General features: G+C 71.5%; 16 protein-coding genes and 1 pseudogene. 3 read left to right on the top strand and 14 right to left on the bottom strand.

Annotated elements, in window-relative coordinates; translation table 11 throughout:
* Window positions 1-64: 64 nt before the first annotated feature.
* Window positions 65-694: a hypothetical protein gene (locus tag AVW11_RS05645; RefSeq protein ID WP_030838153.1), complete on the top strand. Its 630-nt coding sequence runs from the start codon at window positions 65-67 to the stop codon at window positions 692-694.
* 244 nt (window positions 695-938) lie between these two features.
* On the opposite strand, the gene AVW11_RS05640 is transcribed toward AVW11_RS05645, so the two are convergent.
* From AVW11_RS05640 to AVW11_RS05630, 3 genes are all read right to left on the bottom strand, one after another.
* On the bottom strand, window positions 939-1,628 hold the full coding sequence (locus tag AVW11_RS05640) for a hypothetical protein (protein WP_051699391.1): 690 nt from the start codon (window positions 1,626-1,628) through the stop codon (window positions 939-941).
* Between the two features lie 8 nt (window positions 1,629-1,636).
* Entirely contained in the window at window positions 1,637-2,347 is a 711-nt protein-coding gene (locus AVW11_RS05635) for a ribonuclease HII (protein WP_060177914.1), read from the bottom strand.
* 115 nt (window positions 2,348-2,462) lie between these two features.
* The gene (locus tag AVW11_RS05630) at window positions 2,463-3,065 is read right to left on the bottom strand and encodes a TetR/AcrR family transcriptional regulator (RefSeq protein ID WP_076043412.1); all 603 of its coding nucleotides are present in this window, start codon (window positions 3,063-3,065) and stop codon (window positions 2,463-2,465) included.
* Between the two features lie 209 nt (window positions 3,066-3,274).
* Here AVW11_RS05630 and AVW11_RS05625 point away from each other — a divergent pair.
* Window positions 3,275-4,739: pseudogene (locus tag AVW11_RS05625) on the top strand (MFS transporter).
* Between the two features lie 116 nt (window positions 4,740-4,855).
* On the opposite strand, the gene AVW11_RS05620 reads toward AVW11_RS05625, so the two are convergent.
* The 7 genes from AVW11_RS05620 to nrdR all read right to left on the bottom strand — a co-directional run bounded on the left by AVW11_RS05620 (window position 4,856) and on the right by nrdR (window position 13,532).
* Entirely contained in the window at window positions 4,856-5,398 is a 543-nt protein-coding gene (locus AVW11_RS05620; protein ID WP_060177917.1) for a DapH/DapD/GlmU-related protein, read from the bottom strand.
* A 139-nt stretch (window positions 5,399-5,537) separates the two neighbouring features.
* Window positions 5,538-7,256: a DUF4153 domain-containing protein gene (locus AVW11_RS05615; RefSeq protein WP_060177918.1), complete on the bottom strand. Its 1,719-nt coding sequence runs from the start codon at window positions 7,254-7,256 to the stop codon at window positions 5,538-5,540.
* Between the two features lie 181 nt (window positions 7,257-7,437).
* Window positions 7,438-8,349 carry an ADP-ribosylglycohydrolase family protein gene (locus AVW11_RS05610; RefSeq protein WP_030838133.1) on the bottom strand — a complete coding sequence of 304 codons (912 nt, stop codon included), beginning with the start codon at window positions 8,347-8,349 and terminating at the stop codon, window positions 7,438-7,440.
* Between the two features lie 11 nt (window positions 8,350-8,360).
* Window positions 8,361-9,020 carry a histidine phosphatase family protein gene (locus tag AVW11_RS05605; protein ID WP_030838130.1) on the bottom strand — a complete coding sequence of 220 codons (660 nt, stop codon included), beginning with the start codon at window positions 9,018-9,020 and terminating at the stop codon, window positions 8,361-8,363.
* 72 nt (window positions 9,021-9,092) lie between these two features.
* Window positions 9,093-9,698, bottom strand: coding sequence for a YdbC family protein (locus tag AVW11_RS05600; RefSeq protein ID WP_030650343.1), 606 nt, complete (start codon window positions 9,696-9,698; stop codon window positions 9,093-9,095).
* 284 nt (window positions 9,699-9,982) lie between these two features.
* Window positions 9,983-12,874: a vitamin B12-dependent ribonucleotide reductase gene (locus AVW11_RS05595; protein ID WP_076043447.1), complete on the bottom strand. Its 2,892-nt coding sequence runs from the start codon at window positions 12,872-12,874 to the stop codon at window positions 9,983-9,985.
* A gap of 145 nt (window positions 12,875-13,019) precedes the next feature.
* Complete coding sequence (gene nrdR, locus AVW11_RS05590) at window positions 13,020-13,532, bottom strand: transcriptional regulator NrdR (RefSeq protein WP_030838121.1); 513 nt, start codon at window positions 13,530-13,532, stop codon at window positions 13,020-13,022.
* 469 nt (window positions 13,533-14,001) lie between these two features.
* Here nrdR and lexA point away from each other — a divergent pair, with 469 nt between their 5' ends.
* Window positions 14,002-14,796, top strand: coding sequence for a transcriptional repressor LexA (gene lexA, locus AVW11_RS05585; RefSeq protein ID WP_030838117.1), 795 nt, complete (start codon window positions 14,002-14,004; stop codon window positions 14,794-14,796).
* 72 nt (window positions 14,797-14,868) lie between these two features.
* Here the strand turns inward: lexA and AVW11_RS05580 are convergent, their stop codons facing one another.
* The 4 genes from AVW11_RS05580 to AVW11_RS05565 form a co-directional block, all read right to left on the bottom strand.
* Complete coding sequence (locus AVW11_RS05580) at window positions 14,869-16,839, bottom strand: ATP-dependent DNA helicase (protein ID WP_076043411.1); 1,971 nt, start codon at window positions 16,837-16,839, stop codon at window positions 14,869-14,871.
* A gap of 54 nt (window positions 16,840-16,893) precedes the next feature.
* Window positions 16,894-18,750: an IucA/IucC family protein gene (locus AVW11_RS05575; protein ID WP_076043410.1), complete on the bottom strand. Its 1,857-nt coding sequence runs from the start codon at window positions 18,748-18,750 to the stop codon at window positions 16,894-16,896.
* 97 nt (window positions 18,751-18,847) lie between these two features.
* Window positions 18,848-19,555 carry a GNAT family N-acetyltransferase gene (locus tag AVW11_RS05570; protein WP_079250523.1) on the bottom strand — a complete coding sequence of 236 codons (708 nt, stop codon included), beginning with the start codon at window positions 19,553-19,555 and terminating at the stop codon, window positions 18,848-18,850.
* 33 nt (window positions 19,556-19,588) lie between these two features.
* A complete protein-coding gene (locus tag AVW11_RS05565; protein ID WP_420856365.1) occupies window positions 19,589-21,403 on the bottom strand; it encodes an IucA/IucC family protein in 1,815 nt (604 codons plus the stop codon).
* Between the last annotated feature and the right edge of the window lie 589 nt (window positions 21,404-21,992).

Raw genomic sequence — 21,992 nt, 5'->3', positions numbered from 1 at the left:
CGCGCTGCGGCGCGCCCCGACTCCAGCCGTGCCCGTCCGCGGGCGTGTACCCGAAGGGAGGAACGTGACCTTCGGATTCACGCCGCCTTCGACCTCGTCTCTGGCAACGGCCACCGGCGGCGGCAGCCGGCACGGCAGGCTGCTGGAACCGTCCGAATGGATGTCGGCGGGCATTCCCCTGCTGCGCAATCCGCGCGAGGTCGTCAGCGGGCTGCACTCGCGGCACAGTCCGGTGCCCTCGACCGCGGTGATCGCCGTCCTCGGCCCGGAGGAACAGCTCGTGGCGAGCGCCTCCTTCGTGCAGCGCTCCGCGTCGGCCGACGGCTGGGAGTACCGCAACGCCCTGCTGTCCCGGCTGCGCCGCGTCCTCCCGCACGACCTGCGGCGGCGGACCCCGGTACGGACGGCCGTCCTGCTCTACTGCCGCGAGGGCGACGAGCGGTGGACCCCGGAGGACGGGGCGTGGATGTGGGGGCTGCGGGACGCCTGCACCCTGCACGGACTGCGCTGCGGCGCGTACATCACGCTGACCCGCGACGGCTGGCAGGTGCTGGGCGAAGGCCGTGGCGGCCGGCGGCCCAGCTCCGACTCGCGGCCGCAGCGGCTCGGCGACGCGGTGGCCGAGTTCGCTCCGCTCGCCCTGCACACCGGCGGCGGCGCGGTCGAGGCCCTGCGCCGGACCGCCGCCCGCTGAGGCCCGCACCCGGCGCCCGGCCCCGTTCACCTCTCGGTTACGGCACGGAGCCCGTTCCCGGTCAGGCCTCATGGCCGTACACCCGCAACGGGGCGTACGGCGGATCAGGCCTCGGGTGCCCGCGCGGACGTCGACTCGGGCCGCGGCTCGAGGCTCCGCCCCGGTCCCGGCCCGGTCGGCCCGGGCTGCAGCGGGGCCGGCTCAGCGCCCGCCCCGCCCCTCGCCCGTGCCGGGGTACAGGGCGTCAGACGCCCGCACCCAGAACGGAGTTGATCTGCTGCGGGTCTCCGCACACGATCAGCAGCGCACCCGCCCGGGTGAGCGCGACCGGCAGGGAGTCCGCGACGGTGCCGACCGGACCGCCGTTGACCGCGAAGACCACGACGGGGCGCCCGGCGGCGCGCTCGACCTGCGACGCGTCCGCGTAGAAGACGTCGTCCCCGGCGTCGTGCAGGGCCCAGTACGCGGCCTCGCCGAAGGAGAGCTCGTGGGCGGCCCACGGGTGCGGGTCGCCGGTGGTGAGCACCAGGATGTCGCCGGGCGCGCGCCCGGTGTCGAGCAGCAGGTCCACGGCCTCTTCGGCCGCGTCCAGCGCACCCTCGGCGGACGCCGGGATCAGCTGGATCTGCGGCACCGCCGCGGAGACGGACGGTGCGGTGGGAGCAGGGGCTGCGGGAACGGGTCCGGCAGTGGCCTGCGCCGCGCGCTGCGCGGGGGGTGCGGGCCGGGCGGGACCGGGGCGACCGGGCCGCGGGACTGCGGCGGGACGCGGACCAGGTACGGGGCGGGGGGTCTGCGCGGTGCGGCTCGCGGCCGGCGTGACGCGGGGACCCTGGGCACTCTCGTGAATCTGAGGCTCCTCGATGGCGGGGGTGAGAGGCGTGAGTTGACATCTATCAAACACCGGTACGAAACGTACCGGCCGGTGGCACATGGGTGCGATCAGAAATCGAAGCCGAGTTGGCCTCCGTTTTCCAGCTCCATCGACTCCTCGCTGCGGCGCACCTTCTTCAGGTGGCGCCATCGGGGCAGCGCGTCGAGATACGACCACGAGAGCCGGTGGTAGGGGGTGGGTCCCCGCTCCTCAAGGGCCGCCCGGTGCACGGGCGAGGGGTATCCGGCGTTGGCGGCGAAAGCGAAGTCCTCGATTCCGGCGCCCTGTTCGCCGAGTTCGGCCATCATGCGGTCGCGTCGGACCTTGGCGATGACCGAAGCCGCGGCGACGGCGACGCAGGACTGGTCGCCCTTGATCACCGTACGAACCCGCCAGGGCGGGCCGAGATAGTCGTGCTTGCCGTCGAGTATCACCGCGTCGGGCCGCACCGGCAGGGCTTCCAGCGCGCGCTCGGCCGCGAGCCGCAGGGCGGCCGTCATGCCCAGTTCGTCGATCTCCTCGGGCGTGGAGTGCCCGAGCGCGTACGCGGTCACCCAGCCCTCCAGGACGTCGAGCAGGGCGTCGCGCCGCTTGGGGGTGAGCAGTTTGGAGTCGGTGAGTCCGGCAGGGGGGCGGCGCAGGCCCGTGATCGCCGCACACACGGTGACGGGACCGGCCCAGGCCCCTCGTCCGACTTCGTCTACCCCGGCGATGACCTTGGCGCCGGTGGTTGCACGGAGGGAGCGCTCGACGGTGTGGGTGGGTGCTTCGTACGGCATGGCGCCAGCAAGGTTACGCCGCCCCGAGCCCAGTGCACACCCCCGCCCGGTTCCGACCGGCATGCGATCGGCCACGTGCCGCGCGCCGCCCCGGCCGCCGCCGCCCCTCCCCGTCTCACACCCTGAGCAGCGGCACCATCACCTCGTCGATCAACTCGGCGATGTCGGCATCCCCCCATTCGCTTCCGCACACCTTGGCGCGGTACATCAGCATCGCCGGAATGACATCCACGACAAACGGACCAGTCGCGTCCGGTCTCACGTCCCCCCGCTCGATTCCACGCAGGACAAGCTCCCTGATCAGGCGCTGGGCAGGCTCTTGAAGCCCGGACCAGATGACCCCACGGAACCGCTCCCCGGTCATGTGATCGCATTCGTGAAGCACCGACCAGAGGGCCTGCCCGGCACGCGAGTACATCACGCCCCTCGTGCGCCCACAGAGCAGGAGGAGGTCCTCGCGGATCGAGCCGGAGTCGGGAATCTCACCGATCTCCGGCAGACCGCTGCGCAGCGCGTCGGCCACGAGGTCCGCCTTCGAGGGCCAGCGCCGATAGAGCGCGGCCTTCCCGGTCTGCGCCCCGGTCGCGACCCCCTCCATGGTCAGCGCGTTCCAGCCGACCGTACTCAGCTGCTCCAACGCCGCGTCGAGAATCGCCCGTTCGAGTTCGGGGCCCCGCCTGCGCCCCGGCGGCGCCGGTGACCAGCGCGAACCCATCATCTCCCCACCTCCGACCGGCCCGAGACGCCGACCATGCATACTTTTTCAGCCTTAGTGAACGCTTGCGTTCACTAAGGTCCGCTCCTACCGTGGATCCCATAGTGAACGACTACGTTCACTATTTCACTTTGGGGGGATCCTCAGTGACAAGCTCTCACCTCGCCGCGCCCCGGATACCGGGGGCGGCGCGCCGGGAGGGACGCCCCGGCGTGGCGCTCGCCGTCATCGCCGCCTGCCAGCTCATGGTCGTCCTCGACGCGACCATCGTGAACATCGCGCTCCCGCACATCCAGACCGCCCTCGACTTCAGCACCACCGACCTCTCCTGGGTGCTCAGCGCCTACACCCTCACCTTCGGCGGACTGCTGCTGCTCGGCGGCCGGGCCGGCGACATCCTCGGCCGGCGCCGGGTGTTCCTGGCCGGAATCCTGCTCTTCACGCTGGCCTCGCTCCTCGGCGGTTTCGCCCAGGAACCGTGGCAGCTGCTGGCCGCCCGGGCCCTCCAGGGGGTCGGCGGGGCGATAGCCTCCCCGACCTCGCTCGCCCTGATCACGACGACGTTCGCCGAAGGCCCCGAGCGCAACCGGGCGTTCGGGGTGTTCGCCGCCGTCTCCGCGGGCGGCGGCGCGATCGGCCTGCTGGCGGGCGGCATGCTGACCGAGTGGCTCGACTGGCGGTGGGTGCTCTTCGTCAACGTGCCGATCGGCGTTCTGATCGCCGTGCTCACCCCGCTCTACATCAGCGAGTCCGCACGCCACCCCGGCCGGTTCGACATCGCCGGAGCCCTCACCTCCACCGGCGGCATGGCCTCGCTCGTCTACGGCTTCATCCGCGCCTCGGAGGAGGGCTGGCGCGACCCGCTCACCCTCGGGTCGTTCGCCGCCGCCCTGGTCCTGCTGGCGCTCTTCGTCGGCATCGAGTCGCAGGCCCGCGAGCCGATCATCCCGCTGCGGATGTTCGCCGACCGCAACCGCACCGGAACCTACGTGATCATGCTCGGCCTCGCCGCGGCGATGTTCGGCATGTTCTTCTTCATCGTCCAGTTCGTGCAGAACGTACTGGGCTTCTCGCCGATCCAGTCGGGCCTGGGCTTCCTGCCTGTCACGGTCGCCATCGTCACGGCCGCCGGCCTCTCGCAGCGCTTCCTGCCGCGCTTCGGCCCCAAGCCCTTCATGGTCACCGGGTCCGCGCTCACCGGCACCGGGCTGGCGTGGCTGGCCCTCCTGCGGACCGACAGCTCCTACCTCTCCGGCGTACTCGGGCCGATGCTGCTGTTCGGCTTCGGCATGGGTCTGAACTTCGTGACGCTGACCCTGACCGCCGTCTCGGGGGTGGCCCCGAAGGAGGCCGGGGCGCCAGCAGGTCGGCGGCTCGCTCGGCCTGTCCATCCTCGTCACCGTCTTCGGCACGGCCAGCCGCGAGGAGGCCACCCAGCAGGTCCCGGCCTTCCTGGCCCAGGCGGATCCCCAGACCGCGGCCGCCTTCCAGGAGACCGGCCGGCTGCCCGACCCCTGGGGGGACCTCGTCCTCGCCCAGGGGATCTCCACCTCGTTCATGGCCGCAGTGGCGATGGCCGGCCTCGCCCTGGCCACCGCCGTACTGGTGATCCGCGTGCGCAAGAGCGACCTGGAGGCCCTGGCCGGCGCCGCCGCGAAGGCCGGTCCGGCCGCCTGACCGGCTCCCGCGACGGGGGCCGGGGCCGGGGCCGGGAGACGGTGTCCCGGGCCCGGCCCGACCGGTCGGTGCCCCGCAGTGCCCGGTAGACGGGGGTGCGGCCTGCGACGGGGTCGTCACCACTGCCGGCGCACGGCTGCCTTACCACCGGTCACCAGGCTTGCCGGCGGAACGTCATCGGCCACAACCGCACCGGCGGCGACCACGGCATCACGGCCGATACTGACGCCGGGCAGGATCGTGGCACCGGCACCGATCCACACGTTCTCCGCGACGTCGATGGGAGCGCCGGTGAGGTACAGCCGCCGCTCCTCGGGATCAACCGGGTGGCCGCTGGTGATGAACGTGACCTTCGGTCCGATCATCACGCGCTCGCCGAGCCGGATGCCGGCGTAGTCCAGGAACGTGCAGTTCTGGTTGATGAAGACGCGATCGGCGAGGTCGAGGTTCAGGCCGTGGTCCGTGTAGAAGGGTGGATAGATCGTGACTCTCGGCGGCAGTGGCTTGCCGAGGATCTGTCCGAACAGCTCCGCCTTGCCCCCTTCGTCTTCGAAAGGCAGGGCGTTCAGGCGGGAGGTGAGCTCGGTGACCCGCAGGACCCTCTCGGCCATGGCTTGAAACTCTGCGCTGTGGATGCGCATGAGACGGTCGCTGGACATGCCACGGTCCTTTCGAGGGGCGCCTGCAGAGACGACAACGAGGGTGTCCAAGGTCTGTGATCCGGCACAACGACCACACCGGACACGACACCCTCCGCTCGCTCACCTCGTACGATCACCGACCCTTGGAATCGATCATCTAGTACTCGATGCGGCTGCCGAAGGCGCCCAGGCGCGAGCAGGCCTCGTACGACGCCGTCACCGGGCGTTCGCGCAGGATCTGCCGGGCCCGGTACTCGCCCATGCTCACCGCGTACCAGGGGACGTCGCCGGCCCCGGACATGTCGTCGTTGATCCCGTGCAGGGCGCAGGACCTCTGGGGCTCGGGCAGCCGGTCCAGGGCGGGGACCGCGTCCGCCGACAAGGACTGGAAGTAGGCCAGGTCGATCTTCCCGTCCTTCTCGAAGCGGGCGACGTTCCGCTCGGCGACCATCCCGTCCGGCGACAGCAGGCCGAAGGCCAGGACCGCCGCGGCGGAGCTGCCCGCGACCGCCCGCGGCAGCCAGCGCGCGCCGAACACCCCGGCCGCCATGATCAGTACGATGACCAGCCCGAGCCACAGCTCCATCGCGGCCACCGAGACCCGCAGCCTGGTCAGCCCGTACGCGTCCACGTAGAGGTCCATGCGGCGCAGCGCGGCCGCGACGACGACGAGCGTCAGCGCGCACAGGGCTCCGAGGACGATCCGGACGAAGCGTCGGTCGCCCGCCCCGGAGCGCGGGGCCCAGCGCAGGGCGAGCGCTATCACCGCGAGGGTGAGCAGGGTGGCCCAGAGCAGTTGCCAGAACCCCTGGCGGGCGTACTCGGCGTAGCTGAGGCCGGTGCTTTCCAGGACCTTGCTGTAGCCGCCGAACAGGACGGCCAGTTGGACGGCGTTGAAACCGGCGAAGAGCAGGTTGAGCACGATGAGCGGAAGCGCCCATTCGACCCGGGAGCGCGGCGTGCCGGGGGTCGTCCGGATCCGGTCCCAGCGCAGCGGGGCGGCTGCAGTGCGGGCCGCTGCGATGGCGATCACCGCGCCGAGGACGAAGAGCATCAACCGGATCGGCCCGTCCTCCACCGACACGTCGGGTGTCAGTCCGCCGAGGAGATCGGCGAAGGCCGCGTCCGCGGAGGCGAACAGCGCACCGAAGAGCAGGAGCAGGGCCACCGCCACGGCGGCCGCCTTGGCGACGGGCAGCCAGCGGTCCTTGCCGACCCCGCCGCGCGAGCGCAGCCCCTTGAAGATCCAGGCGGTGCCGGACACGGTGGAGTCGATGAAGCCGAGCGGGCTGAGGAAGACCCCGGGCCAGGTACGGCTGCCGTGGAGGGCGAGCGCACCCAGCAGCAGGGCGGACAGGATCGCGAGCGTGGACGGCCAGGCGGAGTCGCGCAGGGCGGGTATCGCGAGGAGCGCGAGGCAGCCGATCACCCAGGCCAGCGTCCAGGGCCGGGCCGTACGGCCGGCCGCGCGGGCGGCGACGTACGCGGCGACGACGGCGGGCACCACCGCGAGGAGCAGGCCGGGGCCCATGCCGTCGGCCAGGAGGAGCGCGGCGGCGAGCGCGGACCCGAGGACGGCGACGAGGGTGGCGGTCCGGACGGGAGCGGCCTCGGCGGGGCGCACCACTGTCGCCCAGGAGGGCTTCGCGGGCGACTTCGGCGGCGGCGGTCCCCACGGACGCGGTTGCTGGTGCTGGTGCGCGTACTGCTGCTGCGAGGTGGGCCCGCCGGTGTGGGCACCCGTCTGGGGCCCGGCCGCGGTGGCGGGCCGGCTCCCGGCCGCAGCCGGACCTCCGGGTGAATCCGCTGCCGCCGGCTCCGCGTCGGCCGCCGCCTCGGGCCGGGCTTCGTGCGCCCCGCCGGTGTTCTCTGACATCGGGTTCCCTCCCCTGTCGGCCGCCCCGGCGATCAGGTTGGGGCGGCGATGAGGACAGAGTAGGGCGACGACACCAAGTTTTGAACAGGATCAAAAGCCCGCTGTGGCAGGACCGTGACAATCGGCAGCGGCTCACCTGCCCTGCACGGACGGCACTTCGGGCGCGCACCGGGAGTGGAGGCTACGCCGTCTCCGGCAGCCACGCCGGCAGCGCTTCGGTGCGCGCCAGCCACTCGGTCGGCAGCACCGCGTCGCCGCGCGCGCCGAGTACGCCGCCGACGATCGCGCAGGTCGTGTCGACGTCCCCACCCACCTGCGCGGTGGTCCAGAACGCCCGCTCGTAGTCGTCCAGCGCCCGCGCCGCCGACCACAGGGCGAACGGCACGGTGTCGTGGGCGCTCGTACGCCGCCCGCAGCCCAGCACGGCGGCGACGGTGGTCGCGTCGCCGTAGTCCAGCATGTCCCGGGCGCGCCGCAGCCCGGCGCCGACCGCACTGCGCGGCACGAGGGCAATCACCCCGTCCAGCAGATCGGCCGCCTTCGGCGGGGCGTCCGTACCGGCGGCCAGTGCGGCCGCCGCGGCGACGGCCATCGCCCCGCACACGGCTTCGCGGTGCTGGTGGGTCGTGTAGGCGGAGATCTCCGCCTGGTGGGTGGCCTGCTCCGGGTCGTCGGCGTACCAGGCGCCCAGCGGCGCGATCCGCATGGCGGCGCCGTTTCCCCACGAGCCCTGCCCGTTGAACAGTTCGGCGGCCAGCGTGCGCCAGTCCCCGCCCTCCCGCACCAGACGCAGCATCCGGTTCACCGCGGGCCCGTAGCCCCGGTCGAAGTCGTGGTGGTGGGCGAAGGAGCTCGCGAGTGCGTCCTGGTCGATCCGCCCGTGCCCGGCCAGCACGGCCACCACCGAGCAGGCCATCTCGGTGTCGTCGGTCCACTGCCACGTCTCGGTGCCGGACGGCAGCTCGCGCCGCTTGAGCAGCGGGTAGTTCACGGGGACGAAGTACTGGGAGCCCAGGGCGTCACCCAGCGCCAGCCCGCGGAGGCTGGCCATGGCGCGTGCGTAGCGCCGTTCGGGAGTGGAGTCAGGCGTCATCGCGGGCCACTCTAGCCGTCCAGGTCGTAAGGCTCCGGTGTGGTCCACCGCTCAAACGGGCGGTCCAACCGGTACCGGCCGTCGGGGCCCAGCAGGAGCATCCGGAAATCGCCGTTCCCCGGATTGGACAGGGACTCGAATTCGGCCACCGACCAGTGGAACCAGCGCATGCAGAACAGCCGCATGGTCAGCCCGTGCGTCACCAGCAGCACGTTCTGGGGGTGGTCGGGGGCTTCGAAGCTGCGGTAGAGGCTTTCCAGGAAGGATCCGACCCGGTCGTAGACGTCGGCCCCCGATTCCCCTTGCGCGAAGCGGTAGAAGAAGTGCCCGTACGCGTCCCGGTACGCCTTCTGGAGCTTCACGTCCTCCCGGTCCTGCCAGTTGCCCCAGTCCTGCTCGCGCAGCCGCGGCTCCTCGCGCATCCGGACCCGCGTGGGGTCGAGCCTGAGCTCCCGGAAGGTCTGGAGGGTCCGCCGGTAGGGGGAGACATACGCGCTGATGGTCTCGTTGCCGAAGATCTCCCGGAGCCGCACGCCGGACGCCGCGGCCTGCTCGCGGCCGTACGGGGTCAGCCGCAGGGCGTGGTCGGGTTCCCTCTCGTACACCGTGTCGTCGGCGTTCCCCTCCGATTCCCCGTGTCGGACAAGGACGATGCGCCGTGGTCGAACCATCCCATGACCCTATTCGGCCATGGCCTGCCCGGCCGACCGGGCACGCCGGTCGGCCGCACGCTTGTCATACGGTCACACCGTCCAGGAGGGTTCGAGGTCGACGACGTCACCGGTGAGGGCCTCGACGTCCGCCTGGATCTGGGCGCGCAGGGACAGCCGCTCGACCCGCTCCTGCCGGTACTTGCCGTGCTCGGCGGCGGCGTGCCACATGGAGAGCACCAGGAACTCCCGGCCGGGAGCCTCGCCGAAGAGGCCCCTGATCATCCCGGGCGAGCCCGCCATGGCCGGATTCCACACCTTCTCCTGCATGAGGGCGAAGTGGTCGACCCGGCCCTCCCTGACACGGGTGTGCGCCACCCGGACGACGTCGGCGTCGGTGAAGCGCGGCTCGAAGCCGGTCTTCACGTCGAAGCGGTGGTCGAAGAGGGTGACCCGCAGATCGGTGTAGGTGCCGTGCTGAGCGGCCGCCAGTCTGTCGTGCGAACGCGCCATGAAGGAGTCGTAGAAGGACCGGCTCTCCCAGAACGCGAAGACATGCGCCACCCCCTGCCGGCCTCTGCTCCAGCCGCCGCCCTGCCCCCGGAATCCCGGCTCGCCCGGCAGCCCCGCCCATTTTCGCTGCCCCCGCTCGAACCCGCGTCGGTCCGTCACCGTGCAGCGAATCCACTTGACCAGCACTGCGCCATCGTACGGGCCAGGCGCGGCCCCGGTCAGTCCTCGGTGAGGTACATCCCCACCAGTTCCTCCGCATCCCGATCAGGCGGCCGAAGACCGAACTCCCGGTCGAGCACGGGGCGGACACCCACCTGATGCGCCAGGTCCACACCCGGATCGCGCCTGACGGACGCGTTCCACGGTGGCGCGGCTGAGAACCGGGTCCGTTCGGCCACGCACGACGGGGTGTCGGCGTAACGCCGACACCCCGTCCGAACAGCTCGTTCACGCCCGCTGAGGGCTCACGGTCAGCTGCAGCCGCTGGTGGAGCCGCAGCCCTCGCAGATGTAGCAGGATCCGGCGCGCTGCATCTTCGTACCGCAGGAGAAGCAGAGCGGGGCGTCCGCGGAGACACCGAGCTGCATCTCGACCAGTTCGGCGCTGCTGTGGGCAGCCTTGCGCTCCGGGGCCGGGACGGCGACCGGGGCCGGCTTCGGGGCCGCCGACACCGCGGCGAGCGGGGCCGACTGGGCGAGGGACTCGGTGTCGAGCTCCTCCTCGAGCGGCTCGTAGGAGCCGGTCTCCAGGTGGCGCTGACGCTCCTCGGCGGTGTGGATGCCGAGGGCCGAGCGGGTCTCGAAGGGCAGGAAGTCCAGCGCCAGGCGGCGGAAGATGTAGTCGACGATCGACTGCGCCATCCGCACGTCCGGGTCGTCCGTCATACCGGCCGGCTCGAAGCGCATGTTCGTGAACTTCGAGACGTAGGTCTCCAGCGGCACGCCGTACTGGAGGCCGACCGAGACGGCGATCGAGAAGGCGTCCATCATGCCCGCGAGGGTCGAGCCCTGCTTGGACATCTTCAGGAAGACCTCGCCCAGACCGTCGTCCGGGTAGGAGTTCGCGGTCATGTAGCCCTCGGCGCCGCCCACCGTGAAGGAGGTGGTGATGCCCGGGCGGCCCTTCGGGAGGCGCTTGCGGACGGGGCGGTACTCGATGACCTTCTCGACGGCGGCGCGGATGGTCTCCTCCGTCTTGGCGGTGACCTCCTCCTTCTCCTCTTCCTTCTTCTTGGCGGAGAGGGGCTGGCCGACCTTGCAGTTGTCGCGGTAGATCGCGAGCGCCTTGACGCCGAGCTTCCACGCCTCGAAGTAGATCTCCTCGATCTCCTCGACGGTCGCCGACTCCGGCATGTTGACCGTCTTCGAGATCGCGCCGGAGATCCAGGGCTGGATCGCGGCCATCATGCGGACGTGGCCCATCGGGGAGATGGAGCGCTCGCCCATCGCGCAGTCGAAGACCTCGTAGTGCTCGGTCTTCAGGCCCGGGGCGTCGACGACATTGCCCTGCTCGGCGATGTGGGCGACGATCGCCTCGATCTGCTCCTCCTGGTAGCCCATGCGGCGCAGGGCCTGCGGGACGGTGCCGTTGACGATCTGCATCGAGCCGCCGCCGACGAGCTTCTTGAACTTGACCAGGGCCAGGTCCGGCTCGACACCGGTGGTGTCGCAGGACATCGCGAGACCGATGGTGCCGGTCGGCGCGAGGACGGAGGCCTGGGAGTTGCGGAAGCCGTTCTTCTCGCCGAGGCGCAGGACGTCCTGCCAGGCCTCGGTGGCCGCGGCCCAGATCGAGTTGTCCAGGTCCTCGGTGCGCGGCGCGACGGCGTTGGCGTCGGCGTGCTGCTTCATGACGCGCTTGTGCGCCTCGGCGTTGCGGGCGTAGCCGTCGTACGGGCCGACGATGGCGGCCAGCTCGGCGGAGCGCCGGTACGCGGTACCGGTCATCAGCGAGGTGATGGAGGCGGCGAGGGTGCGGCCGCCGTCCGAGTCGTAGGCGTGGCCGGTGGCCATCAGCAGGGCGCCGAGGTTGGCGTAGCCGATGCCCAGCTGGCGGAAGGCGCGGGTGTTCTCGCCGATCTTCTGCGTCGGGAAGTCCGCGAAGCAGATGGAGATGTCCATGGCGGTGATGACGAGCTCGACGACCTTGGCGAAGCGCTCGGCGTCGAAGGACTGGTTGCCCTTGCCGTCGTCGTTGAGGAACTTCATCAGGTTGAGCGAGGCGAGGTTGCAGGACGTGTTGTCCAGGTGCATGTACTCGCTGCAGGGGTTGGACGCGGTGATGCGGCCGGACTCGGGGCAGGTGTGCCAGTTGTTGATCACGCCGTCGTACTGGATGCCCGGGTCGGCGCAGGCCCATGCGGCCTCGGCGAGCTTGCGGAAGAGCGCCTTGGCGTCGACCTTCTCGATGACCTCGCCGGTCATACGGGCCCGCAGGCCGAACTCGGTGCCGTTCTCGACGGCCGTCATGAACTCGTCGTTCACGCGGACGGAGTTGTTGGCATTCTGGTACTGGACGGACGTGATGTCGTCGCCGCCCAGGTCCATGTCGAAGCCCGCGTCGCGCAGGGCGCGGATCTTCTCCTCCTCCTTCACCTTGGTCTCGATGAAGGCCTCGACGTCGGGGTGGTCCACGTCCAGGACGACCATCTTGGCCGCACGGCGGGTGGCACCGCCCGACTTGATCGTTCCGGCGGACGCGTCAGCGCCGCGCATGAAGGAGACCGGGCCGGAGGCGTTGCCGCCGGAGGAGAGGAGTTCCTTGGAGGAGCGGATGCGGGAGAGGTTCAGGCCGGCGCCGGAGCCGCCCTTGAAGATCATGCCCTCTTCCTTGTACCAGTCGAGGATCGACTCCATGGAGTCGTCGACGGACAGGATGAAGCAGGCGGAGACCTGCTGCGGCTGGGGCGTGCCGACGTTGAACCACACCGGGGAGTTGAAGCTGAAGATCTGGTGCAGGAGGGCGTAGGTCAGCTCGTGCTCGAAGATCTCCACGTCGGCCGGCGACGAGAAGTAGTCGTGGTCCTCGCCGGCCTTCGTGTACGTCTTCACGATCCGGTCGATCAGCTGCTTCAGACCGGTCTCGCGCTGCGGGGTACCGACCGCGCCGCGGAAGTACTTGCTGGTGACGATGTTGACCGCGTTCACCGACCAGAAGTCGGGGAACTCGACTCCGCGCTGCTCGAAGTTGACCGAGCCGTCGCGCCAGTTGGTCATGACGACGTCACGGCGCTCCCAGTTCACCTCGTCGTAAGGGTGCACGCCGGGGGTGGTGTGGATGCGCTCGATACGCAGGCCGCCCTTGGCAGCCTTGGTCCCCTTGGCGCGGGAACCACGTGCCGAGCTGCTCGCCGTCTCTGTCATGCCGCTGCCTCCCATATGCGGGCAAAAACGCCCTAAAGTGCCAGCGATATTCCGCGGCACAGTGCTGTGTCTGTGTATCTACGTCTCTTCGCACGGCCGACCGGCCGCGATCCGGTGCGCGAGCACCGGATCGCGGGCAGCCCGGTCAGTCGGCGGCGGAGGCGGGCACGGGGACCGGGGCGGTCCCGCCGTGCTCGCACTCTTCGGGGTGAGGCCGCGGCTCGCGCAGTTCCGCGATGGCGGTCTCGAAGTCTTCGAGGGTGTCGAACGCTTTGTAGACGGACGCGAACCGCAGGTACGCGACCAGGTCGAGCTCCTGCAACGGGCCGAGTATGGCCAGACCCACGTCGTGGGTGGTCAGCTCGGCGCTCCCGGTGGCGCGCACCGCCTCCTCGACCCGCTGGCCGAGCTTGGCGAGGGCGTCCTCGGTGACCGGCCGCCCCTGGCACGCCTTGCGCACGCCCGAGATGACCTTGGTACGACTGAAGGGTTCGGTCACCCCGCTGCGCTTGATCACCATCAGCGAGGCCGTCTCCACCGTCGTGAAGCGACGGGAGCAGTCGGGGCACTGACGGCGCCGGCGGATCGACGTGCCGTCGTCCGTGGTGCGGCTGTCGACGACGCGGCTGTCGGGGTGCCTGCAGAAGGGGCAGTGCATGGTTCCCTCACCCTCCTTCTCGGCACGACTGAATCACCCCACGGAGGCCCTCGACGACGGAGACGGACTCTGTCGGGGGCTCGCGGAGCAGCCACCAGCATATGCGATCCCGGGAGCCACAGAGGACCCATGGACCACAACTTCTGGGAGGCCGCGCTCATCCAACCACTAGATCTTGGGTTGCGGTGGATTTGGATACCTCTGCGTGTCGCGGCGTCCGATAGCCGGATACGAGGGCTGCCGGTGCCAGACTGGGCGCAGGGCCGAACGGCGGCTACCCGACCGGGAAGGGTACCGTAAGCAGCGGAGGCCGAGCCGAACCCGCGTTCGCCCATCCGATCGCCTATACACCCCGCGTTCTACCCAGGCAGGGCGATCTGCGATTTTTCACTCGAACGTGTGTTTGGCGCAACCTTTCGAAAGCAACTACCGTTGTCCAGCTAGGGAGAACATTTCGAGAGGGGCCGACGTGACCACCACCGCAGACAGTGCCGCCATCACTGCCCAGAACCGCTCCCAGAACCGACTCGAGCCGGTGCATGCCATGAACGACGCAAACCTGAACCCGGACGCGGACGCCGCAGTGCGCCCCGCACGCTCGCTGCCAGGTCGACCTCCAGGCATCCGCGCGGACAGCTCCGGGCTCACGGACCGGCAGCGGAGGGTCATCGAGGTCATTCGCGACTCCGTGCAGCGCAGGGGTTACCCGCCGTCGATGCGGGAGATCGGCCAGGCGGTCGGCCTGTCCAGCACGTCGTCGGTGGCACACCAGCTGATGGCGCTGGAGCGCAAGGGCTTCCTGCGTCGCGACCCGCACCGGCCCCGGGCCTACGAGGTGCGCGGCTCGGACCAGCCCAGCTCGCAGCCCACGGACACCACCGGCAAGCCCGCCGCCTCCTACGTTCCCCTCGTCGGCCGGATCGCGGCCGGCGGCCCGATCCTCGCCGAGGAGTCGGTCGAGGACGTGTTCCCGCTGCCCCGCCAGCTCGTCGGCGACGGTGAGCTCTTCGTCCTCAAGGTCGTCGGCGACTCGATGATCGAGGCCGCCATTTGCGACGGCGACTGGGTCACGGTCCGCCGTCAGCCCGTCGCGGAGAACGGCGACATCGTCGCCGCGATGCTGGACGGCGAGGCCACCGTCAAGCGCTTCAAGCGCGAGGACGGCCACGTCTGGCTCCTCCCGCACAACGCCGCCTACCAGCCGATCCCCGGCGACGAGGCGACCATCCTCGGCAAGGTCGTCGCGGTCCTGCGCCGGGTCTGACCCCGCCGCTCCCTAGCCAGCCCCCGGGACCCACTGCGCCGGTCCCGGGGGTTGTTGTGTCTTCTCTGTTGCTTATCTGCCGTCGGCTCGGGCCGTCGCGTCGATCGCGGCGAGCGAGCGGCGGACCTGGTTGCGGTCCGTCGTGTACCAGAAGTCCGGCAGCGTGGCCCGCAGGAAGCTCCCGTACCGGGCCGTGGCCAGGCGGGGGTCCAGAACGGCGACGACACCACGGTCACCCGAGGCCCGGACGAGCCGGCCCGCGCCCTGGGCCATCAGCAGGGCGGCGTGCGTGGCGGCGACGGCCATGAAGCCGTTGCCGCCGTGTTCCTCGACCGACTTCTGGCGGGCGCTCATCAGCGGGTCGTCGGGGCGTGGGAAGGGGATCCGGTCCATGACCACCAGCTGGCAGCTGGGGCCGGGCACGTCCACGCCCTGCCACAGCGACAGTGTCCCGAACAGGCAGGTCTTCGGATCGGCCGCGAAGTTCTTGATCAGCTCGCCGAGCGTCTCCTCGCCCTGGAGCAGGATCGGGTTGTCGAGCCGGCCGCGCAGCTCCTCGGCGGCCGCCTTGGCGCCGCGCATGGAGGAGAACAGCCCGAGGGTGCGACCGCCCGCCGCCTCGATCAGCTCGGCGAGCTCGTCCATCATGTCGCCGCGGGTGCCTTCACGGCCGGGCGTGGCCAGGTGCTTGGCGACGTAGAGGATGCCCTGCTTCGGGTAGTCGAAGGGCGAGCCGACGTCCAGGCCCTTCCACAGCGGCACGTCGTCGCCCTCGACGCCTTCCGGGGAGAGGCCCAGGGACGCGGCGACGCCGTTGAAGTCCCCGCCGATCTTCAAGGTGGCGGAGGTCAGGACGACCGAACGGTCCTCGAAGAGCTTCTCGCGCAGCAGACCGGACACCGACAGCGGGGCGACGCGGAGGGTCGCACCGAAACGGTCGTGGCGCTCGTACCAGACGACGTCGTACTCGGAGCCGTTCGTGATCCGCTCCGCCACCGCGTGGATGCTCTCCACCGCCGCCAGAGCCTGCTTGCGGACCGCGTCCTCGTCGTGGACGGACTTGTCGCGGGTGGCACCGATCGCCGAGATCACATTGCGCGCGGCGTCCCGCAGGGACATCAGGGCGTAGCCGAGGTCCTCGGGAGTCTGCTCCAGGCGGCCCGGGAGCGCCAGCTCCATGACGCGTTCGAAGGACTCGGAGGCGGTCTGCAGGGCGTCCGCGATCTTCTCGTCGACCAGTTTGGCGGAGCGCTTCACGGCCCGGTTGACCTGGCCCGGAGTAAGTTCGCCGGTGGCGACCCCGGTCACCCTGGAGACCAGCTCGTGAGCCTCGTCCACGATCAGCACCTCGTGCTGCGGCAGCACCGGCGCGCCCTCGATGGCATCGATGGCGAGGAGCGCGTGGTTGGTGACGACCACGTCCGCGAGCTTGGCCCGCTCGCGGGCGGCCTCGGCGAAGCACTCGGCTCCGTACGCGCATTTCGTCGCGCCCAGGCACTCGCGGGAGGAGACCGAGATCTGCGACCAGGCCTTGTCCGACACGCCCGGGGTCAGGTCGTCGCGGTCGCCGGTCTCCGTCTCGTCGGCCCAGTCGCGCAGGCGCAGCAGGTCCTGGCCGAGCTTGCTGGTGGGTGCGGCCGCCTCGAACTGGTCGAAGAGGCCGTCCTCCTCGTCCTGCGGAGCACCCTCGTGCAGGCGGTGCAGGCACAGGTAGTTGGACCGGCCCTTGAGCATGGCGAACTGCGGGCGGCGGCGCAGCTGCGGATGCAGTGCGTCCACCGTCCGGGGCAGGTCACGCTCGACGAGCTGCCGCTGGAGGGCGAGGGTTGCGGTGGCCACGACCACGCGCTCGCCGTGGGCGAGGGCCGGCACCAGGTAGCCGAGGGACTTTCCGGTGCCGGTACCCGCCTGGATGAGCCGGTGGGAGTTGTCGTCGATCGCTTCGGCGACGGCTTCGGCCATGGCCACCTGGCCGGGGCGCTCCGTGCCGCCGACGGCGGAGACGGCGGCGTGCAGCAGGTCGGGGAGGGAGGGCTTCGTCATAGCACTGCCAACCCTACGGGGCCTCGCTGACAGGGGGTGCACACCGACGGGGATTCATGGCCGGTGGAGGGGGTTGGGCACGGTGCCGTACTGCACGGCGTGCGGGCGGTCGGGGCGGTCGCGGTAGCCGTCCTCGTACAACCGGTTCCTGTTCAGACACAGCCTCGCGATGCGTTCGCCGAGCAGGTCGAAGAGCTCGTAACGGTCCTTGAGCTCGGGGAAGCGGGCCTGGTGCCGCAAGATCTCGGCCCGTGCGAGCGACCAGAAATCGCCCTCGGGGACGCCGAGGCGGTCCTCGCACAGGGCCGCCAGGTAGCGGAAGACTCCGATGAACAGGCCTGAATGGATGAACTGCGGCAGGAAGTCAGCGGGCTCGGTGAGCAGGACGGCCCGGACCTCGTCGGGTACGCAGGCCAGCTCGGGCAGCGGCTCGTCGCTGATGTTGACGTCGTCGACGAAGTCCTTGATCGCCAGCCGGACCGGGACGTCGTGTTCGTCGAAGATCACGACGGCGTTCTCGCCGTGCGGGGAGAAGACGGTGCCATAGCGGTAGAGGAAGTGGAGCAGCGGGGGCAGGACCGCGGCGAAGAGCCGCGTCAGCCAGGCGGTGGGGGTCAGGCCGGAGCGGGCGACGAGCTCGGCGGTGAAGGACCGGCCGCGGGGGTCTGTGTGGAGCAGCGCGGCGAGCGTACGGGCGCGCTCCCCCGCCGCGAGGAGGCCGGTGAGGGGCTCACGCCAGATCGCGCCGAGGAGCTCCTTGTACTGGTACGGGACCTCGGGGAGCCGGTCGTACACGGGGTGGCGCACGGTGACGGAGGCGACCTCGCCGAGCAGGATCACCTGGCATTCGTCCCGCAGGAAGGGGTCCGCGTCGCGGAGGGAGTGGATCCAGGCGGTGACGGCGGGGGCCGCGAGGGCGAGGTCGGAGGGCAGTCCGCGCCAGACCATGGTGTTGAAGACGGAGAGCGGGAGCTTGACGCTGTGGCGGTCGGGACGGCTGAGGTTGAGGAAGGTGCGGATCGACTGCTGGGGCAGGCGGACGTCCGGGTCGGCGGGGAGGGGGACGAGGTCGCCGGAGGCGAGTGCCGGGGCGAAGAGGGGGACGACGACCTCGTCCCACTGCCAGGGGTGCACGGGGAAGTAGAGGTAGCGCAGCGGGTCGAGGCCGCGGTCGCGGAGGGTCTGGTCGAAGGCCGCTCGGGTGACGGGGTCGAGCTCGGCGGAGTAGAGGCGGGCGGGGTCCTCCAGGCCGGCGGTGCCGCGGTATACGGCGAGCGAGGTGTGGGCGGCGAGCCAGGGCAGGCGCTGGCGGTTGCGGGCCTCGGGGGCCCAGGCTGCCGTGTCGGAGGAGGACAGTCCGATGCGGCCCTTGTTGAGGACGAGCCAGGGGTGGCCGGTCTGGTGGCCTTCGAGGGCCGCGTAGTCGAGATCGGCGAGGACGTCCGCGGTGAGGGCGGTGTGGTCGATCCGCGCGTCGGCGGCGAGGGTGGCGCTGAGCTCGCGGACGAGGTGCCCGAGGGTGGCTCCGTCGAGCCCGAGGAGGCTGCGGGCGCGGACGAGGAAGGCGTACGGGTCCCCGAAGGAGGCCGGGGCGGGCGGTGCGGGAGCGGGCGGTGTGAGGGTGATGGTGTCCGGTGTGACATGCCAGCTGCCGTACGAGCGGCGGCGGGCCCGGAAGCCGAGGCTGCTGCCGTCGTCGAGGGTCAGGGTCCAGGCGTCGCCGGCGGCGGCCGGGGCGGGGACGGGGCGGATGATCTCCTCGTAGGCGAATTCGGCGAGCATCTTGGCGAGGAGCCGGCGCGCGGCGGTATCCCAGGTCGGGAGCGTGAGTTCGGGCGGCGTGCAGGGGTGCTGGGGCGACGGCGGCAGGACCGGCTCCGCCGGGTCGGGGGCTGCTGGGAAGTTCGGCACGATACTCCTCGAAGATCGGGAACTTTGCTGCGCGACGCAGAGTTTTCGAAGGGAGAGGTGCGAGCGACGACGGCGGTCGGGACGTGCGGGGCGGCGATCACAGGAGATTGCGCAGCGCCCGCTCCCGGACCATCAGGGCGGCGCGCTTCTCGGGGAGGTCGATTTCCGCCTGGCAGCGGAAGCCTGAGTTGAGGAAGGCCGATACGGAGGGGGTGTTGCGGATGTCCGGTTCCGCGATGACGCGTGTGCAGCGGGGGCGGTTGCCGAGGACGAGGTCGGCGACGGCGCGGAGCAGGGCCGTGCCCAGCCCGCGGCCGCGGTTCGTGCCGTCTCCGATGAGCAGGTGGATACCCGTGTCGTGGGGGCGCGCCGGATAGTGGCGGGAGAGCGGGTCGAGGTCGGCCCGGTAGATCTCCCAGTAGCTCATCGGTGTGCCGTCGAGGAGGCCGAGGCAGGGGATGCTGCGGCCGTCGCCGTCGAGCTGGGACCGCAGGTGGGCCGCGGTGACGGCGGCGGGGCCGGCGAGCTCCCAGTAGGCGGCCACCTCGGGGTCGTTCATCCAGCCGGTGAGGAGTTCCAGGTCTCGGCCCGGCCGTACGGGTTCGAGGCGGAAGGCTCCGGCCCGGGTGGTCGCGCTGCCCCAGGTGGCCGGTGAATCCAGCAGGTCGGCCTCGGCGAGCAGGGGCAGCACGTCGGCGTTGAGGCGGGGTGTGGCGGTGTGCCGGACGGCGCCGAGGGCGTATACGGCGTCAGGGGCGTCCAGACCGCTTCCGGCGTAATCGGCGGCGGTGTCCGTGAGGCGCATCGGGGGCTCTCCTCCGCGTCGGGCGCCGACGCGTCAATCGTGAAGGGGGTTGGTGATGGTGACGTAGACGGACTGGGTGTCGACGGGGCCGACGAGCTCGTCGAGGCCGCCCAGGCGGGTGAGCAGGTTCGCCTTGCAGCGCAGGGTGGGCGAGTCGAGCAGCCGGGTGGGGAGCGGGCCGAGGCCCGCGGCCTTGGCCAGGAAGCGGCGGAAGGCAGCGAGGAGGACGCGTTCGTCGGCGAGGCGTTGCGACCCGAAGGCGCCGATCAGGCCGAACACGTTGTTGATGCCGAGGTAGTAGGCGAAGCGTTCGTCGGTGACGGCGTCGGAGACGAAGGTGTCGCTGCGGCCGCCGATTCCGGGGAGCCGTCGCTCCAGTTCGGCGCGGCGGGATTCGCGGAAGTAGTAGCCCTGGTTGTCGCGGTATCGGCCGCCTGTCGGCCACCCGACCGGGTCGAGGAGGACCAGGGTGTTCTGCTGGTGCGCTTCGAGGGCGATGCCCGCGAGGGCGTCGAAGGCGAGGACCGGCAGGACGACGTGGTCGAGGTAGCGCAGGAACCACTCGGTGGCGACGGCCGAGGTGGTGTGGCCGGTGGCGGAGGCGATGCCGGAGACGATCTCGGCGAGGCGGGAGCTCATGGTGGTCCGGCCGGGCCACGGGCGGGGAGAGGTGAGCGCGGCGATGCAGACGGCGTCGTCGCCCGAGCGGAAGGGGTTGTGACGGAGCAGGGCGTCGAGGCCGGGGACGGGGGTGCCGTCCGGGGCGTCCACGGCCACCCAGGCAGGGTCGCGGACGATGTCGAAGCCGGGGTGGGCCGCCTGCCACTCCTCGGTGAGGCCGGTGCGGAGCAGTCGGTGGACCTCGACGCCTCGGTGGAGTTCCTTGCGGAGGTTCTCACGGCGGGAGTTGGTGATGCGCAGGCCCAGGGAGAGCTTGAGCATCGCGGGGGCGTCTGGCCGGTGGACGGTGCGGACGGAGGAGGTCGGGTACCAGGCCTCGCCGTGTGGGCCCAGGTCGTGCAGGAGTCCCGCCTCGCGCAGGGCTGTGACGGAGGGCCGCTGGAGGAGGTCGCGGGCCTGCCAGGGGTGCAGGGGAAGGGGGGTGGTGCCGTTGGGCAGGGGAAGTCGGGGGGCGAGCCGGCCGAGGAGTTGGTGGGCGGAGACGGGGCGGCCGCGCTCGGTCCAGGCTGATTCGGTGGCGAGCACGGAGGGGGCGACCGCGAACCAGTGCAGGGGGAAGGAGCCGTGGAGTTCGGGTGAGTAGCGGCGGGCCTCGGTCTCTGAGAGTCCTTCGCGGCTCTTCGGGTCGGGCTGGAGGGGGTGGCCGAGGAGGAGTGACTGTTCGGCGGTGAGGAAGCGGTCCGCGCAGGCGGGGGCCGGGGCGGTGGGGCGCTCACGCCGGTCGGCGATGAACTCGGTGGTACGGCGTACCGAGTCGGCGACCCGGCCGACGAGGTCGGCGCTGCCGCGGCCGTCGCTCGCGCCCTCGCGGGCGATGAGCGCGGCGAGGGTGACGGCGTCCAGGCACGGCGCGGTGGCGGGGGTGCCTTCGAGGCGGGCCGGGCCGAAGCGGTGCCAGCCGGCGTGGGACCAGTGGCGGACAGCGACCAGCACGGCGGTGCCGGATGCGGGAAGGGGGATGCGCAGGGGGCTGCCGGTGGGGCCGTCGGGGCGGTGGAGTCCGGTTTCACGGACCCAGCATCGGAGCAGGTTCTCGACCGCCGCGGCCTCGGCGGCGACGGCCGGGTCGGGGTGGTCCAGCGGGTCGGGTCCGGCGGTCGGCTGCGGTCGGATGAAGCCAGGCAGGCCGGTGCGGGCTCCGGGCGTGCCGTCTTTCTGTCGGGGCACGGTGGCGGTCGCCCCGATGGCGGCTGCGGCGGGCTGCGGGGACGTGCCGCCTGAGGTGGCCTGCGGGGGCAGCGGGTGCCCGGCGGTGCTCCCGTCGGGGTGGGCGCCGGCGGCGAAGTGGCGCCCGGGGGCAGGTTCGGTCGGGAAGGCCTGTGGTTCGGTCGGGGGGCAGTGCTGCGAATCGGCCGGGGAGGCTTGCCGATCGGCCTCGCCCGGCGCCGGGTCGGCGGCCTGCGGTTGCTCCGCGCTGCGGGGGGTGGAGCCGGCAGGCGAGGTCGGCGCGCTCGGGGCCGGCGCGCCGGTGGCGGGTGCGGGCGTGGGGGGCCGCTGTGACGGGGCAGGTTCCGGTGCGGGGCCGACGGCCGTCGGGGGTGCGGGCTCCGGCACCGGCGACGGCCGTAGCGGGGCGGCCGGTTCGGGCTCTGGGCGCGGCGGCGCCGTGCGGGCCGGGTCGGGCAGTGGCTGCGGGTGGGCCGCCCCTTCATCGGCGGTTGCGGGCAGGGATGTGGCGGAAGCAGGCGTGTCCGGAAGGGAGGTGGGTCGCAGGGGTGCGGTCGGGGTGACGGGGGTCGTCGGGGTGGACTGGTGC

Origin of the sequence: Streptomyces amritsarensis, assembly GCF_001953875.1 — a bacterium.
GTDB lineage: Bacteria > Actinomycetota > Actinomycetes > Streptomycetales > Streptomycetaceae > Streptomyces > Streptomyces amritsarensis.
Note: the sequence above shows the minus strand (reverse complement) of the source record. Positions and strands in the feature narration are given on the sequence as shown.